Consider the following 16,024-nt stretch of genomic DNA (forward strand, 5'->3'; position numbering starts at 1 on the left):
ATATTCAAACTGAAAAGTATGTTACCAGTTGTAGTCAGTCTGATCTTTTCTGCCTAAACCTGTTGCCTGATCAAGCAGAATTCTTTGCTCATAATGAGCTACATTCTTCTTAGTTGCTTTAACCATGTCAGGGTTGACTGAAACATAATCAATTCCACTTCTTACCAAAAACTCAGTAAATTCTGGATACTCAGAAGGAGCTTGTCCGCAAATGGAAACAGTCTTTCCGTCTTGATGAGCGACCTTGATTAAGTGCCGAATTGCTCTTTTTACCGCTAAGTTTCTTTCGTCAAATAAATGCGAAATTCCATCATTATTACGGTCACATCCCAGCAAGAGCATCGTTAAATCATTAGAACCAATTGAATAGCCATCAATATATTGATTAAATTGATCAGCTAGAATGATATTGGCAGGAATTTCAGCCATCATATAAACCTTAAAGTCAACACTTCTTACTAAGCCTTCAGCACGCATAATTTCCGTTACCTTACGTGCTTCTTCAATCGTGCGACAGAATGGAATCATAACATTTAAATTCTTTAAACCAAATTCTTGGCGAACCTTTTTAACCGCTGCTAATTCCAACTTAAAGGCTTCAATATATTTTGGATCATAATACCGTGAAGCACCACGCCAGCCTAGAAGGTCAGCAGGTTCATGTGGCTCATATTTATCCCCGCCTTTAAGATTACGATATTCACCGGACTTGAAGTCTGAGAAACGTAAGACTACTAGTCTTGGTGCCATTGCGCGAGCAACCTTACCAATACCATTTGCTAATTCATTGACCACTCTTTCTGGATGTCCGGTTTCTATTAAATAAAGTGGGTGTTGATGAATATAGGTTGTCCATAAGAATTCTTCCCGCATTAATCCAACACCGTCTGCAGGTAAACTAGCATACTTTTCTGCTAAATCGGGATCACCTAAGTTCATCATAATGCCAGTTGCCGTTGGTGGATAATATTCAACTACTTCTGAACTAGTCTTATTAACCGGCTGCTTTTTTACTACCTTTTCAACTACACCAGCATAAACCACACCATTCTTAGCATCAACGGTTACTACTTCATTATTCTTTAAAGCTTTAGTTGCTGCTAAGCCGCGACTAACTGTTCCTACTAAACATGGAATCTGCATTTCTCTTGAGACAATTGCTGCATGACAGGTCATCTCACCATTATTGGTAATATTCGCTGCTGCTTTTTTCATCGCAGGAACCCAATCAGGAGAAGTCATTAAAGTAACTAGAATTTCGCCCGGTTTAAACTCATTAATATCCTTTGGATCATCAATAATGTGAACCTTCCCTGAAGCTACACCAGGGGAAGCTGGTAAACCTTTTAATAATACTTTTTGTTCTGACGTCATTTCAATTTCTCCTTGTTCAGTAGCTTGCGTTTTCTTCTTACGTGACCAAACTGTCTCAGGTCGCGCCTGTACTAACCATAATTTATTATCCTGATCTAGCGACCACTCCATATCCATATAGCAGCCATAATGCTTTTCAATTTCTTTGGCATATCCTGCCAATTCAACAATTTGAGCATCGGTTAACACTGGAGCTTCAACGCGCTCATCATCAACTTTCTGTTGAATCGTTCCTCCTGAAGGCAAACGGACTAATTCAATTTCTTTTTTGGTAATGGTTTTATCAGTGATTTTCATGGTATTCTTGTCAATCACATAATTGTCTGGAGTAACGGTTCCAGAAACGATATATTCACCAAGACCCCAGGAGCCTTCAATCATTACCTTCGTATCGTCCCCATTAGCCACATTAACAGTAAACATTACTCCCGCTGCCTTTGAAAAGGCCATCATCTGAATGGCTGCCGACAAAGCTACTTTTTCTTGAGGGAAATTTTGCTTAATCCGATAGTAAGTTGCTCGATCTGTAAATAGTGAGGCATAACATTCCTGTACTTTTTGCAAAACTTGTTCTCTAGCATGAACATTGAGATATGTATCCTGTTCCCCAGCAAAACTAGCATCAGGCAAATCCTCGGCTGTAGCGCTTGATCTAACTGCCACAAACGGTTCGTTTTGCCGCATCCGCTGAGCCAATTCATCATAAGCACAACCAATATCAAGTGCTAAATCCTCTGGCATTGGTGCACTAATCATTAACTTTCTGATTTTTGAACAAATATAATGTAATTCCTCTGAGTTTTCTGGATCCTTTAAATCAGCCAGTAATTTATCAATATTTTGATTAAGATTGGAATAATTCATAAAATGTCGATAAGCAGTGGCTGTAGTTGCGAATCCATACGGTACTGGCACATTGGTTTCAGAAGTTAATTCGCCTAAAGAAGAGGATTTTCCTCCTACCAAATCAACATCATCACGATGTAATTCATCAAACCATAAAATATAACTCTGTTTGTTTGCGTTCATTTTGATCTCTTTTCTTTAATTACCGGACAAAAGCATTTGGTATTTTTTCTGACTTCAAGTTAGGATTTAATACGACATCTTTAGCTGGGGGCAACATAGTTAATAAATTTCAATTGATCATCAATTGCTGTCATTTTTACGACACCGCAATTGTCATATTCCTTAAATTTCGGATTTACTGCTTGAGTAAACAATCTCAGCGCTGTCCCATGACCTACCACCAAGATTGTGTCATGGTTACGAGTGGTATCAATAATTTGGGTAATTGCTTTTTCCATTCGCTGTTCAACACAAGTATCTGCCTCCATCGCAGCGTTAATCCTACTAAATCCACGACGCCAAGGTAACATGAATTCATCTTGTCCCTCATATTCACCATGAGATTTTTCATGCAAGTCATATAGCCTAGTGTATGGCATTTGGTGATTAGTAATAATTTCTAAAGTCGAACTAGCTCTTTCTTGCGTTGAACAAAAAGCCGCATCAAAGTTAATTCCTTCTTGTAAAAAATATTGGCGAACGGCTTGTGCTTGCGCTTTTCCTAAAGCAGTAAGTGGCGAATCACAAGTCCCTTGAATCTTATGATGAACATTAAACAAGGTCTGTCCATGACGCACTAGATATATTGTTCTCATTAGTTTGCATTCCTGCTTTCCCTCTAAATCAATCTATCTTGTGAACGCCTGAAGCATACCGCATAATACATAAAATCGCTTAACGTCATGTATGAGTAATATTTATCAATATATACCAATTTTGTGATTTAAATCAAAAAGACTTTGGTCAGTTTCTAAAGAACCGCCTTGTCTCAGTCTTTTCGCCATGTGCACGAATAGACATAGTTGGACCGGTTTATTTTTGGCAGTTATTGGAAAATTAAGATCAAATGATATTTTTGACTTTTTAGGAAATTAATCTCATTCTTTTAAAACTATCTTTAAGTTAGTGTTTTTTAAACAAAAAAGAAGAATTTGGCAAAATTACCAAATTCTTCTCCAATTCTTATTGCTTATTAATGCTTATTTATTAACGTACTTTTGAATTACTTCTGGCTTTAATACTCCAACATAAGGGATATTACGATACATGTTCAAGAAGTCCAAGCCAAAGCCAACTACAAATTCATTGCCAACTTTTGACCCATAATAATCAACATCAACGTCAACTTCACGACAAGCTTCTTTATTAAGCATCGCACAGCACTTAACGCTCTTTGCACCACGCTTTTTGATTAAGTCCTTCATAAACTTTAAAGTCAAACCAGTATCAACGATATCTTCAACGATTAATACGTCACGATCCTTAACATCGGCTGACATATCAGTGACAACTTTAATCTTTCCAGTTGATTCAAAACCATCGCCATAACTAGAAACATCTAAAAAGTCCAATTGATGTGCTACATCCATTTGTCTAGTTAAATCCGTTAAAAAGTAAATTGCACCTTTCAAAGCACCGACAACCAAAGGACGCTTTCCTGCATAATCTTCAGTTAATTGCTTACCTAAACGGACACACATTTCGTGAATATCATCTTCAGAAAACAACTTGTGATCAATAATATCGTTAATCTTGTCGCCTTTAACCATTTATCTACCCTTCAATTTACTAAATATAATAATCTCTTTAATAAAGGAAATTATAACATCTTTAAATAAAAAAGCGCCTTAATAACGCTTTCTTTTACTACTTATCTTTTTCATCAACACTAGCCAATTCTTTTTGCTTACTTGGCTTAACAATAAACCAACGCATAAAGCCTTGCTCAATGCTGTCTAACTTAAACTCATAACCTTCAAGTTCAACAGTTTCATCCTTCTTCAAATCAGGATAATGTTCCATCATATACCCACCAATCGTGATAATATCACTGTCTTGGAAGGCCTTGAGATCGGCATGGAAGTAACGTTCAAAGTCATACAAAGTAGTTTTACCAGAGACATGAACATTGCCCTCTTTATCTTTGATAATATAGTCATCAGAAACATCATCGATCTCATCTTTAACTGAACCGAAGAGCTCTTCATAAATATCTTTATCAGTTACAATACCACTCGTACCACCGTATTCATCAACAACCAACACAATTGGCGTGTGCTTTTTGATCATCAAATGCAAAATATCTTGAATTGGCATTGACTCTGGAACAGTAATAATTGTCCGAATAATTCTGGTTACTGGCACGGTTTTATCAAGCTGAACTTGTTGAACTACGTCATAAGCATAGACATAACCGACAACGTCATCTTTATTATGATCACGAACCACTGGGAAACGGCTGAAGCCTTCGTTCAGATACATCTTTAAAGCTTCTTCAACACTATCAGTTGAGTCAAGCACCGTTAATTGCGTTCGATCAGTCATAATATCCTTAGCAACTTTATCGTTTAACTCAAAGGCCCGCTCCATATAAGTTAAATCATACTTATCAAGAGAACCACCATGAACTGCGTTTCTTGATAATTTAATAATTTCTGACTGAGAATAAATTTGATTCTCTTCATCAGCTGATTGGAAGCCCAATAACTTTAATAAGCCATTAGAGCTACTATTTAAGAGCCAAACAAATGGATAAACTAAGGTATGAAACCATTGCAGTGGTGTGATAATCCCCATCAGGATTTTAACTGGCATATCAATAGCAATATTCTTAGGCACAATTTCAGTGACTACCACTTCTAAATAAGTCAATAAAATCAAGCCTAGAATCGCACTCACTGATTTAACCAACGATGGATTCATCGGAGTTAAATTGAACAGCTTTTGTAAAAGTGCCGCAAAGGTATCAGCTGAGAACCAACCCAAAATGGCACCAACTAAAGTTGTTCCCACCTGTGTAGTGGACAAATATTCATTTAAATTATGCACCATGTGCAAGCCGCGCTTTAGCTTTTTTTGATTGCCTTGACCATTGGCTAGCATATCTTCTAATTGACTAGCACGAGTTTGCACCAAAGCAAATTCGGCAGCTACGAAGAATGCCGCAAAGACAAAAATAACTAAAGTGGCAACTAAATTTTCTATTATTTCAGGATCACTCAAAGTTATTGTCACCTTTTTATTAATCTCTTAAGTTTGTTTACATCCCTTATTCTACCATTCTTAAACTCTTTTATTTGATTAACTTGTAAATCTTTTCAAGTGGTAAACGTGGTGGGAAAAACTTCGGATCATTAACTTCAGCGCCGCGATCTTTATAGCCGACAGCAATGCCCATGCTGATTGCTTCTGTTTCGGGAATGCCCGCATATTGATGGATAACATCAGGATATGAAACTAAAGAATGCGCAGGCATCACATGCAATTCATGATTAATAGCACATAACATTAAGCTTTGTGCAAAAATCCCTAAATCAAATACAGACCAAGCTGGAGATTTCTTTGGAATCGTCAAATAATAAATTGCTGGCGCATTAAACATTTCATTGTTTGACTTATTGAAGAGTTCCATTTTATTTCTAAAGAAATAAGTTTGTGACGCACCCATTGTTGCCATATTTTGACTTGGAAAAGTATCCCAATTCAAAGATAACATTGAGGCAAAATCTTCGTTAGCCTCTTCACCTGCTTTAGCTTTTTCTTTAAAGCTGGCTTTAATCTTGCTTAAGCTATCGCCAGTAACTGCATAAACTCGCCATGGTTGTGAATTAAGTAAGGATGGTGAATGTTGTGCTTCTTTGACGATTTCTTCTAAGACTCGATCCAACACTTTGCGATTAGTGAAGCGACGGGTAGCTCTTTCACTTTCATATACTTCATTAAATCTCATTACTTATTCTTCCTTTATTTGATAAATTTTAACTCATAATTCTTTTCAATATTTATTATAAAGAAAATCCTTTAAGAAGGTGGAAATAACCTCTTATTTTGTCTTATTTTTTTCTTCAGCAGCCTTTTTGGCCTTTTCATTTTGCCTAAAAGCTAAATCATTTTTATGCATTGTAACTAAGGCAGTAATTGTCAATTCTAATCCGCCAAGACATAGCAATAATAAGCCCAATGGGAACAAGAAGAAAAAGTGTGGATTTTCTTTTAGTGGGGCCATAATTCCCCAACATAAAATTCCAACTACCATTAAGACTAAACCGACAACAACTGTTTTAGTACTTGGACGATAATTCTTCATTACTTTCCTTATTCCTCAAGATATTTTTCTACTGCTGTTAATTTTTCTTCTGCGACTTTGCGACCAATTTGATAAACTCGCTTAATTTCGGCTTGGTCATTTTCCAAGGTACCAATCGACAATGGCTGGGGTGGACGAATTACAAATAGTTTACCGCTCTTCTCATCTGCATCAATTTTATCCAAAACCCGATTATAATCTTCGCTGCGAGTTTTGATCTTGTCCAAAACTGCGGGATATTTGTGTAAAACTAATTTTTCAATTGGCCATAATTTATCCTTACCCTTGCGGTATTCTTTTGGTTGGGTAGTCACTAATAAATTCTTATCGTAGCGCTGTTCCGCAAAAGCAACCGGAATTGAATCGGATACACCACCATCAAAATATAATTTGCCTTGAATGGCAACCGGATGGGCAAAAAATGGAATTGACGCCGAAGCTCTAATCCATTCACAATCGGCATAACCACAATCTTTTAATAGATGATAATTAGCCTTGCCAGTGGCAGCATCAGTTGCTACACTCCAAAATTCCATTGGATTAGCCATAAAAGCTTTTTTATCAAACTTATCTAATTTATCTGGCAAAATATGGTAACAAAAATTGGCATGGTACAAATTACCTGAATGCCGCCAAGATTTCCAACTGGTGAAATATGGCTTACCAGCAAAACGCAAATTATAGCGTAATACTCGCCCCACTTGCCCAGATTTATAATTTACACCAAAAGCAGCTCCCGCTGAGACACCGACTGCACCATCAAATTTAACCTGATTTTCCATTAACACATCAAGCACACCAGCGGTGAATAAGCCCCGCATTGCGCCACCTTCAAGGATAAGCCCTTTCTTCACATGACCACCTCTTTAAACTAAATAATACTTTAATTTTAAAACAAAAGAAGACTTAATTTCACCCACGAAATTAAGCCTTCAATCTTTTTTTATTCACTATTGGAATTGAATGCTTTGAACTACTTGACCATGTTGCACAGCTTGCCCTTCAATTGGTGAGACTGACTTAAGTAGATCCATATTGGTATAAACGACAATGCAAGTATCATCATAGCCTTGGTCACTAATCTTTTTTAAATCCATTGTCCCCAATTGTTGACCAGCTTTAACTTGGTCACCTTGCTCAATTAAAACTGAAAAAGGCATGCCTTTTAATTCAACTGTATCTAGACCTAAGTGAATTAAAACCTCTAAGCCCTCATTTGTCTTAATGCCAATCGCATGCTTAGTAGGAAAGAGCGTAGAAATTTCGCCGGCAACAGGAGCAAAAATTTGTCCGTTACTTGGCTTAATAGCAAAACCATCGCCCAACATCTTAGTTGAAAAAACATCATCCTTTACCGCTGTAATCGGCATCACGTTTCCATCAACGACAGCTTGAACGTTTAGCTCTTCTTCTTTTTTATGTTTTTTGAAGAAATTAAACATCTATTTCTACCTCTAAATCTTTTTCAAATTGCAATCACAGTACTTTAATCATATCATAACCGTCGGCTTTTATAAAAGCCCTTTCATAATTGAACCACAAAAAATGCCTGGGAAATATTTTCCAGACATTTTTAAATTTATTCTCTGTTAATTAGTTAAGGCCTTCCCATTTCCATTCAGTAACTTCAGGAATATCCTTACCGTTATCACGAATGTATTGGTGGTGCTTAGCAAGTAAGTTGTCCATTTCATTGATAAAATCAGCATTCTTACCTGCTAAAGCTGGAATACTTTCAACAGCATCCTTAGCTAAATCGAAACGATCAAGGTGGTTCAAAACCCGCATGTCAAATGGTGTAGTAATATCACCATTTTCTTCGTAGCAGTGAATGTGAACATTATGACGGTTTCTAGCAAACCAGATTGATTCCATCATCGTCTTGTAGCCGTGCCATGCAAAGATTACAGGTACATCACTTGGAAAGAGACGATCAAATTCTTTATCTGAAATTGCATTCTTATTATCCTTAGGGCTCATTAACTTCATCACATCAACTACGTTAATGTAACGGATCTTAAGGTCTGGGAAGTGCTTATGCAGGATATCAATCGCAGCTAAACTTTCCATCGTTGGTTCAGTTTCAGTTGAAGCAAAGACAACATCTGGCTTAGCACCCTTATCAGTTGAAGCCCAGTCAATGTAGCTCAAGCCTTTATCAGCAAGCTTAGTAGCTTCTTCAATTGAGAACCATTGTGGACGAGGTTGCTTAGAAGTTACTAAAATGTTGATACACTCACGATCTTGGAAAGCCTTGTTAGAAACAGCTAATAATGAGTTGGTATCAGCTGGTAAGTATTCATGAACAAGGTCTGGACGGTTCTTTTCAAACATATGAGTTAAGATACCTGGATCTTGGTGAGTGTAACCGTTGTGGTCTTGTTGGAATACAGTTGAAGTAGCAACAAAGTTAAGGGATGGGTAATCATGACGCCAGTATTGTTCCTTAGCTTTTCTAAGCCACTTCATGTGTTGTGTAAGCATTGAGTCAACTACACGGCCAAATGCTTCGTAAGTGGCAAAGAAGCCGTGACGACCAGTCAAAACGTATCCTTCTAAGAAGCCTTCATCTTGGTGTTCTGACAATTGTGAGTCAATTACTCGACCACTTGGAGCCAAGTTTTCATCATTTGGTTCGTGAATATCTTCTTCCCATTGACGTTTTTGATCATCAAGAAGTTCAAACAAACGGTTGGATTTAGATTCATCTGGACCAAAGCCACGGAAAGTATCAGGGTTAAGCTTAGCAATTTCGTTTAAGTATTTAGCCCATTCAACCATATCTTGAGCTTCCATTTGGCCTGGCTTAAATTTCAACGCAAACTTCCGATAGTCTGGCAAGTTCAAGCGTCTTGAATTCTTACCACCGTTAGTTACAGGGTTCATAGCCATTCTGTGGTCACCCTTAGCGGTATTTTCGGTAACAATTTCCTTAGGTGAACCATCTTCATTGAATAATTCTTCTGGCTTGTAGCTCTTAAGCCAATCTTCAAGCATTTCCTTATGTTCCATATCGCCTTGAGCAACTGGAATTGGAATTTGGTGAGCACGGAAGGAGTTTTCAATTGGGTTACCATCAAGATCCTTCTTTGGACCAGTCCAACCCTTTGGGCATTGGAAGATGATCATTGGCCAATGTGGCAAAGTAGCATCGTTATTTTCACGCGCATGCTTTTGGATGTCCTTAATTTCTTTAATAACTTCATCCATGGTCTTGGCCATTTCTTCATGGACTTGCATTGGATCTTTTTCACCATCAAAGCGTCCGCCCTTAAAGACTGAAACAAAGTGTGGATCCCAACCTAAGCCACGGAAGTATTCAGTTAATTCTTCATCACTCATGCGGGCCACAATTGTTGGGTTAGAAATCTTGAAACCGTTGATTTGCAAGATTGGTAAAACAGCACCATCTTTGATTGGGTTAATAAACTTGTTGCTGAACCATGAAGCTGCAAGTGGACCAGTTTCTGATTCACCATCACCAATTTCTACTGCAGCAATGACATCAGGATTATCTAAAATCGCACCTGTACCGTGTGAAAGGGAGTAACCTAATTCCCCACCTTCATGAATTGAACCTGGTGTTTCAGGAGCAGCGTGTGAAGCAACACCACCTGGGAAACTGAAGCGTTTAAATAATTTAGCCATACCCTTTTCATCTTGGGTAATTTCTGGATAACGTTCAGTGTATGAACCATCAAGGTATGAGTTAGAAACCATTACTTGGCCACCGTGACCTGAACCTTCGATGTAGAACATATCCAAGTCATATTTCTTCAATACTCTGTTTAAATGAGCATAAATAAAGTTCTGTGGAGCAATTGTACCCCAGTGACCAATTGGCTTAGGTTTAACATCTTCAGCTACTAAAGGAGTCTTAAGTAGTGGGTTCTTCATTAAGAAAAGTTGACCAACTGATAAGTAGTTAGCAGCACGCCAATAGGCATCAACGCTCTTTAAATATTCTTTTGAATCGTAATCAACAGGCATAATGTCCTCCTATAGACAGATTCTATTTTTTGAAACCGTTTTTCTTTACACTCTTATCATACCATTTTTGCCTAAAAGTTCAACTTATTTTTAAATTGGTACCACCCAATTTTATCAATAAGGATTTATCTTGATTCCGAAAGCATAAATCCTTTTAAATCAAGCTTAAATATTAAGTGGTTAAGAATTTACATCAGTATTTACTGACAAATACTGATCATTCTTGCTAAAACACTGATAAAATAAGTATTTAAAGTTGAAAAAATGTTAATTTATTTTTGGAGGAAGAAAAATGAATCAAGAAGAGCGTTTAATAATGATCAAGAAAATGTTAACTAAGCAGCAGCAACTTTCTACTCGTGATTTAGCTAATCATTTTCATGTTTCTTTTGATACGGCTAGACGTGACGTTTTACGCTTAACTTCAACTGGACAAGCTGTTCGCATTCATGGCGGTTTAATGGCCATTGACCAAAATGACGTTCCAAGTTTTCTAATGCGAAATCAAATTCAATCTCCATTAAAAGAAAAAATGGCTCACAAAGCCAAACGCTTTATCCATCCTGGACAATGTGACTTTATTGGGCCATCAACTACTTTACGTCATCTTTGCACTCAACTTGGTGGCAATGATTTACAAATTGTCACTAATTCAATTGATAATGCTTTAGCCTTAATGGCAGAACCATTACCTTCAGTAATCTTATTGGGTGGCGAAATTCGTAAAAAGGAACGTTATATCTTCTCTGCGTCGTCCTTAAATGAGCTGAATCGTTTTTACTTCAATACTGCTTTTGTCGGTGCTTCTAAAGTTAGAAATGATGGAATTTATACTCCGTCTTTGCAAGACGCAGAAATGATTGAAGCAGCTGTTAACCATGCGAAACAAGTAGTATTAATCGCCGAAAATTACAAATTTACTAATCATAATTCCTCCCCTTACCGTTCTGCGTCTCTCGATCAAATTGATGTGGTGATTACCGACATGCCGTTAGCACCAGAACGACGTCAAATTTTTAAAAAACAAACACAGATTATCTCGGTTATGAAAGGAGACCACTATGCTTAAACTTTTCACTCATAAAACAGCTAAAACCCAGTTAACTGGGCAAGCTTATCAAATTTTGGATCAATTTTATCGGAGTTTTTCTAGTAACATGTACAATGAATTAAACATTCATCGCTATAAGCAAATTCGTGATGCGGTTGGCTTAGTAATGCGTAAATTTGATAGTCATGATCATCCTTTGGCCTATACCAGTAAATTGGTGATGTACATTCAAGCCCGGGTTTGTCTTAACCACTTGCCTTTAACCAAAGAACAACAATCTTGGATGAAAAAATTAACTGACATCACTAAACACATTAATCTTAATTATGTTTATCTCAGTCCACTAGATAGTGAAAATCAATTTATTTAATGAAAAAAGCGAGCTAAAGCCCGCTTTTTTATTATCGATTAACATTTACAAAAGTATTAAAGCGCATGTACCGATAATGTACCCGCATATTAGACACTTCAAACGGTGTACCATCGTCTAAAAAGAAAATCCCTTCCATGACTCCCAACCGGCTCAACTGGCTTAAGGGCCATTTCGATCTGATCCTCTTGGTCTGATGGCTCAACCGTAATATTTAAGAAGGCCTTCGTGACCGTCTTATTTTTTTCGTCCTGCAAATAATTAAATAAAGAACTTTGAAGTATTTCAGCTTTTAATTCTGGAACGATTTTTATTGGCAGATAACCCGTTTCGATTAAAAATGGTTGTCCATCAAGTAACCGTAAACGTTTAAATTCATAAACAAAATCGGTTTCGTTTAAAAATAGATCTTGAGCAATTTCCGGTGTAGCTTGAATAACATGAAAATCCAATAATTTAATGCTTTGCTTTTTACCAGGGACACGAAAACTATCTGTCAATCCTAAATTTGACCCTTCATATCTAAATAAAGCCTGATTTTTTAAATATAAAGGGTTAATGAAGGTCCCGCTACCTCTTTTTTTGAAGACGATTCCCTCATCAGCTAGTAAACCCAGTGCGCGTTTCATTGAGGAACGACTAACTTGATAGTATTCTGCTAAACTGCGCTCATCTGGCAAGCGCATCCCATCATAACTATTACTTAAAATCTTCTGTTTAATATCGTGCATAACGCTCCGATAAACAAAATCAGCCATTATTTTCTTCCTTGCTCAGCTTGCTTGATACTCTGAATAAACCAAGCTGCAAATTTATCCGTCTTCACATCCACTGCAATTTCGGCATTAGTGTCATCACTTAAAAAGTCCATCACACTAGCGCCGTATGTATAACGACCAGCTAACTCAATTTCAACATTAGCCTTTTTCATGACAAAGCACTCTGGTGCTAGCAAGATCCCCACTGCAGTTGGATCATAAATCTTAATTCGTGGATCGCCATCAGGCTCATGGATATTAGAAAACATTGCATATAACATTGCCCCAACTTCACCACAAGCTTTAATTGCCTGCATTTGTTCGGGAGTTAAGTGAGCTTTATTCCCAACTTCAAGTGGCGCAACTTTAACTGGCAAACCACTATGAAAGACAATTTGCGCTGCTTCAGGATCCCCTGCAATATTATATTCAGAAAATGGTCCGTGATTACCGTGACCGATATTACCACCCATGATGATTACCTGCTCAATTTTTTCCAAAACGTCTGGGTACTGCTTAAAAAGCAGAGCATAATCCGTTAATGGTCCGATTCCAAGTAAAGTTGTCTTTTCAGGATTGGTCATAATTGCATCATGCATCACCGTGGCAGCCAGTCCTGGCTTAATCAAGCTTTGATCAGCTTCTGGAAATTCGAAACCAGCAATCCCGGTCTTACCATGAACAGAATCAGCACTAATCGCCGGCCTTACTAATGGTTGATTAGCTCCTACAACTACTGGTACCTCAGTATGTAAGAATTTTTCTAAATTTAAAGTATTTTGTAAAGTATATTCAAGTGCAACATTGCCCCATGTTGGCACAATCATTTTCACATCTAATTCTTTAGCAAAGAGGCTGATCGTCATTGCGGCAATGTCGTCAATTCCTGGATCGGTGCTAATAATCAATGGCTTTTTAGTCATCAAATCTTCCTCTCTTTTTTCTTCCTGTAATTCCTAATACCAATTATAGAAAAATTAAGGCAATAAAAAAGCTGGTGCGCACCAACTTTTTCAAAAAACCGGTCTTTTTTACTTTTTCTTATCTTCAATCGTGCCGTCGCTGTGAGCAATAATAACTTCGTCACACATATCAAGGAATAAACCATGTTCAACTACGCCAACTGTGTGGTCAAGATAATCTGCTAAGCCGTGTGGGGCTGGTACTGGATCTGCAGCTAAATCGATGATGTAGTTACCATAGTGAGTTACGTAACGATGCCCATTTTCATCCATGCGCCATTGCGGCTTTAGACCTTCTTGCTCAAACTTCTTAAAGTTTTGTTCACAAGAAATTGGTAAGACTTCAACAGGCAATGGAAAACCACCTAAGCGATGAACCAGTTTTGATTCATCCACAATCCAAATAATCTTTTTAGAATTAATAGCGACATTCTTTTCCAAAGTTAAAGCACCGCCGCCACCTTTAATTCCGTCTAAATTATCAGCTACCCGGTCAGCACCATCAACGGTTAAATCAGCTTGATCAATTTCTGAAAGTTCATCGACTTTAAAGCCTAAACCTTCAAGTTGTTTTTTACTCCGGTTGCTAGTAGTTACAATATGCTTTAAAGTTAAGCCTTCTTTAGCCTTTCTTTCACCTAAAGCATCAATAAAAAAGGCAACTGTTGAACCAGTTCCGACACCTAAAACAGAGTTATTTTTGACCATTTGAGCAGCTTTAGTAGCAGCTTCTTTTTTTAATTTATCTTGCTCTTCTTTGTTCATTTTTGACTCCACAATGCTTAATCACTTTTTTGACTCAATTATAACAAAAAAGCCTAGGAAAGTATTTTCCTAGACATTTTACTATTACAAGTTGGCGATTATTGATCAATTTCTGGAGCTTTGCCGATTTCAGCTGACATCATCCAAATCCGCTTTTCAACAGCAGTATGGAAGGCAATTAACATATCGTTAGTTGAATCGTCGCCTTCCTTAGCACTAACTTCAATTCCCTTTTCGTATAATTTATCAAGATAGTGGTAACCATCAATAATTTTGGCGTAGCGTTCATTAATTGTTTCATCCCAGTTACCTTTTTCATCGGGAATCTTAGTCATTTTGACAATTTCACCTAAAGTTGAAACAGGTGAACCATCCAAAGTAACTAATCTTTCTGAAACTTGATCAAGTTGGTCAGCTAATTCATCCATAACGTGGTCGAGGTATGGGTGTAACTTAAGAAAACGTTCACCACGCATATACCAGTGATGTTGGTGAACAACCATGTGCATTTGCGTTAAGTCTGCGACTAATTGATTTAAAACCTTTTTTGTTTCTGGATATTTCATATTTTACCTCTTTTTCAACAACAACTTGTTTAATGTCATGATGGCAGTTTCAAATTTGATTTGCATCAAGAATGCTTGTTATCTTTTATAAAAGAGCTTTTATCAATCAAAGAGGTTAATTTGGCAATACCACGATGATCAGGTAATTTTTGTTGCAATGTATTTAGCTTGTCCAAGGCCACTTTTCTAATTGAATCGCCTTGTCCCATTCTTTCCAGAGTATTAGCAAGATCGTTTGAGCGTCTTAGAATCCGGTGTTCATTTCGACTTTCTTCTAAGAATGCCTCATCAACTGCCCGAAGTTTTACATTTCCTTGCTCATCAAATTGGTAACCACCCCACATATGCTGCTTAATTGGCTTCATTTGTTTACTATCAACATAGCACAACTTGCCTACCATATGAGGCGAAGCTGTAATGCCTAAAGTTACTGGATCATAAATATCAACATAGTTATAAATCTTGGACCGCATTTCACTTACTCGGCGGCGCTGCTTTTGATCAAGTAATAACCAGATATTAGTTCCTTCATAAAGATATGCACCGGCAATAGCTTCTGGGTGGTGACAATTAGCCAAGGCATACTGAGCATTAATTGCTCCTAATGAATGTCCATAAAGATAAACCCGTTGTCCTTTAAACTGGCTAATTGTCCGGTTTAAAAGCTCTGCTGCACTCTTTAGTTGACTGGGAACACGTCGCTCATTTGCTAATAAAGCTAATAAAATTGGAATATTAGTATTTAGCCATTCATCTCGCCAAGTTGTAGGATTACCTTTCACTAAGCCATAGGAACCCTTATACAAAATAGTCACTTCATTAGGATTAGTGATGACAAAGGCTCGCATCCCGTCACTGGCGTACACTGAATTACTAACAATCCCAATAAAATGATCACCGATTGTAATTCGCTCACCTAAAGCTAATTCTTGATATGATTTTTGCGTTAATTTTATTCTCTCTAAATCTGTTAATTGCTTATTAACATCCATCTTTATTTACCACAAAAAAATACTAACTACAGGTCCATTTT

Annotated in this window: 15 protein-coding genes and 1 pseudogene; 2 read left to right on the forward strand and 14 right to left on the reverse strand. The window is 37.3% G+C overall.

Annotated features, from left to right (window positions below; all coding sequences use genetic code 11):
* Window positions 1–21 precede the first annotated feature (21 nt).
* From ppsA to EJK17_RS02510, 9 genes are all read right to left on the reverse strand, one after another.
* Window positions 22–2,403, reverse strand: a complete 2,382-nt coding sequence (gene ppsA / locus EJK17_RS02470; RefSeq protein WP_103661506.1) for a phosphoenolpyruvate synthase — start codon at window positions 2,401–2,403, stop codon at window positions 22–24.
* A gap of 80 nt (window positions 2,404–2,483) precedes the next feature.
* Window positions 2,484–3,038 carry a histidine phosphatase family protein gene (locus EJK17_RS02475; protein ID WP_103661507.1) on the reverse strand — a complete coding sequence of 185 codons (555 nt, stop codon included), beginning with the start codon at window positions 3,036–3,038 and terminating at the stop codon, window positions 2,484–2,486.
* A 384-nt stretch (window positions 3,039–3,422) separates the two neighbouring features.
* Entirely contained in the window at window positions 3,423–3,992 is a 570-nt protein-coding gene (gene hpt, locus EJK17_RS02480; protein ID WP_127796164.1) for a hypoxanthine phosphoribosyltransferase, read from the reverse strand.
* 97 nt (window positions 3,993–4,089) lie between these two features.
* Window positions 4,090–5,445, reverse strand: a complete 1,356-nt coding sequence (locus EJK17_RS02485) for a hemolysin family protein (RefSeq protein ID WP_103661509.1) — start codon at window positions 5,443–5,445, stop codon at window positions 4,090–4,092.
* Window positions 5,446–5,515: 70 nt separating this feature from the next.
* Window positions 5,516–6,172, reverse strand: a complete 657-nt coding sequence (locus tag EJK17_RS02490) for a nitroreductase (RefSeq protein WP_103661510.1) — start codon at window positions 6,170–6,172, stop codon at window positions 5,516–5,518.
* 93 nt (window positions 6,173–6,265) lie between these two features.
* Window positions 6,266–6,529: a hypothetical protein gene (locus tag EJK17_RS02495; RefSeq protein ID WP_103661511.1), complete on the reverse strand. Its 264-nt coding sequence runs from the start codon at window positions 6,527–6,529 to the stop codon at window positions 6,266–6,268.
* Window positions 6,530–6,537: 8 nt separating this feature from the next.
* Window positions 6,538–7,383 (reverse strand): patatin-like phospholipase family protein, encoded by an 846-nt coding sequence (locus EJK17_RS02500; protein WP_103661512.1) that lies wholly within the window; start codon window positions 7,381–7,383, stop codon window positions 6,538–6,540.
* Between the two features lie 96 nt (window positions 7,384–7,479).
* A complete protein-coding gene (locus EJK17_RS02505; protein WP_103661513.1) occupies window positions 7,480–7,971 on the reverse strand; it encodes a PTS sugar transporter subunit IIA in 492 nt (163 codons plus the stop codon).
* Between the two features lie 151 nt (window positions 7,972–8,122).
* Complete coding sequence (locus EJK17_RS02510) at window positions 8,123–10,519, reverse strand: phosphoketolase family protein (RefSeq protein ID WP_103661514.1); 2,397 nt, start codon at window positions 10,517–10,519, stop codon at window positions 8,123–8,125.
* A 292-nt stretch (window positions 10,520–10,811) separates the two neighbouring features.
* Here EJK17_RS02510 and EJK17_RS02515 point away from each other — a divergent pair, with 292 nt between their 5' ends.
* A complete protein-coding gene (locus EJK17_RS02515; RefSeq protein ID WP_103661515.1) occupies window positions 10,812–11,588 on the forward strand; it encodes a DeoR/GlpR family DNA-binding transcription regulator in 777 nt (258 codons plus the stop codon).
* A complete protein-coding gene (locus tag EJK17_RS02520; RefSeq protein WP_103661516.1) occupies window positions 11,581–11,940 on the forward strand; it encodes a bacteriocin immunity protein in 360 nt (119 codons plus the stop codon). The genes EJK17_RS02515 and EJK17_RS02520 overlap by 8 nt, the downstream gene beginning before the upstream one ends.
* A 31-nt stretch (window positions 11,941–11,971) precedes the next feature.
* On the opposite strand, the pseudogene EJK17_RS02525 reads toward EJK17_RS02520, so the two are convergent.
* From EJK17_RS02525 to EJK17_RS02545, 5 genes and pseudogenes are all read right to left on the reverse strand, one after another.
* Window positions 11,972–12,698: pseudogene (locus tag EJK17_RS02525) on the reverse strand (GntR family transcriptional regulator).
* The gene (locus tag EJK17_RS02530) at window positions 12,698–13,621 is read right to left on the reverse strand and encodes a nucleoside hydrolase (RefSeq protein ID WP_103661517.1); all 924 of its coding nucleotides are present in this window, start codon (window positions 13,619–13,621) and stop codon (window positions 12,698–12,700) included. Before EJK17_RS02530 ends, EJK17_RS02525 begins: the two are co-directional and overlap by 1 nt.
* 108 nt (window positions 13,622–13,729) lie before the next feature.
* The gene (gene rpiA / locus EJK17_RS02535; RefSeq protein WP_103661518.1) at window positions 13,730–14,425 is read right to left on the reverse strand and encodes a ribose-5-phosphate isomerase RpiA; all 696 of its coding nucleotides are present in this window, start codon (window positions 14,423–14,425) and stop codon (window positions 13,730–13,732) included.
* Window positions 14,426–14,523: 98 nt separating this feature from the next.
* The gene (locus EJK17_RS02540; RefSeq protein WP_127796165.1) at window positions 14,524–14,991 is read right to left on the reverse strand and encodes a Dps family protein; all 468 of its coding nucleotides are present in this window, start codon (window positions 14,989–14,991) and stop codon (window positions 14,524–14,526) included.
* Window positions 14,992–15,056: 65 nt separating this feature from the next.
* On the reverse strand, window positions 15,057–15,983 hold the full coding sequence (locus tag EJK17_RS02545) for an alpha/beta fold hydrolase (protein WP_103661520.1): 927 nt from the start codon (window positions 15,981–15,983) through the stop codon (window positions 15,057–15,059).
* Window positions 15,984–16,024 lie beyond the last annotated feature (41 nt).

Origin of the sequence: Lactobacillus xujianguonis, assembly GCF_004009905.1 — a bacterium.
Taxonomy (GTDB): Bacteria; Bacillota; Bacilli; order Lactobacillales; family Lactobacillaceae; genus Lactobacillus; species Lactobacillus xujianguonis.

Bases quoted from the DNA above. Each gene is read 5' to 3' on its own strand.
- EJK17_RS02545 (WP_103661520.1), bottom strand. From the start codon at position 15,983: ATGGATGTTAATAAGCAATTAACAGATTTAGAGAGAATAAAATTAACG.
- EJK17_RS02490 (WP_103661510.1), bottom strand. From the start codon at position 6,172: ATGAGATTTAATGAAGTATATGAAAGTGAAAGAGCTACCCGTCGCTTC.
- EJK17_RS02495 (WP_103661511.1), bottom strand. From the start codon at position 6,529: ATGAAGAATTATCGTCCAAGTACTAAAACAGTTGTTGTCGGTTTAGTC.
- rpiA (WP_103661518.1), bottom strand. From the start codon at position 14,425: ATGAACAAAGAAGAGCAAGATAAATTAAAAAAAGAAGCTGCTACTAAA.
- EJK17_RS02510 (WP_103661514.1), bottom strand. From the start codon at position 10,519: ATGCCTGTTGATTACGATTCAAAAGAATATTTAAAGAGCGTTGATGCC.
- hpt (WP_127796164.1), bottom strand. From the start codon at position 3,992: ATGGTTAAAGGCGACAAGATTAACGATATTATTGATCACAAGTTGTTT.
- EJK17_RS02505 (WP_103661513.1), bottom strand. From the start codon at position 7,971: ATGTTTAATTTCTTCAAAAAACATAAAAAAGAAGAAGAGCTAAACGTT.
- EJK17_RS02530 (WP_103661517.1), bottom strand. From the start codon at position 13,621: ATGACTAAAAAGCCATTGATTATTAGCACCGATCCAGGAATTGACGAC.
- EJK17_RS02520 (WP_103661516.1), top strand. From the start codon at position 11,581: ATGCTTAAACTTTTCACTCATAAAACAGCTAAAACCCAGTTAACTGGG.
- EJK17_RS02475 (WP_103661507.1), bottom strand. From the start codon at position 3,038: ATGAGAACAATATATCTAGTGCGTCATGGACAGACCTTGTTTAATGTT.
- EJK17_RS02540 (WP_127796165.1), bottom strand. From the start codon at position 14,991: ATGAAATATCCAGAAACAAAAAAGGTTTTAAATCAATTAGTCGCAGAC.
- ppsA (WP_103661506.1), bottom strand. From the start codon at position 2,403: ATGAACGCAAACAAACAGAGTTATATTTTATGGTTTGATGAATTACAT.
- EJK17_RS02515 (WP_103661515.1), top strand. From the start codon at position 10,812: ATGAATCAAGAAGAGCGTTTAATAATGATCAAGAAAATGTTAACTAAG.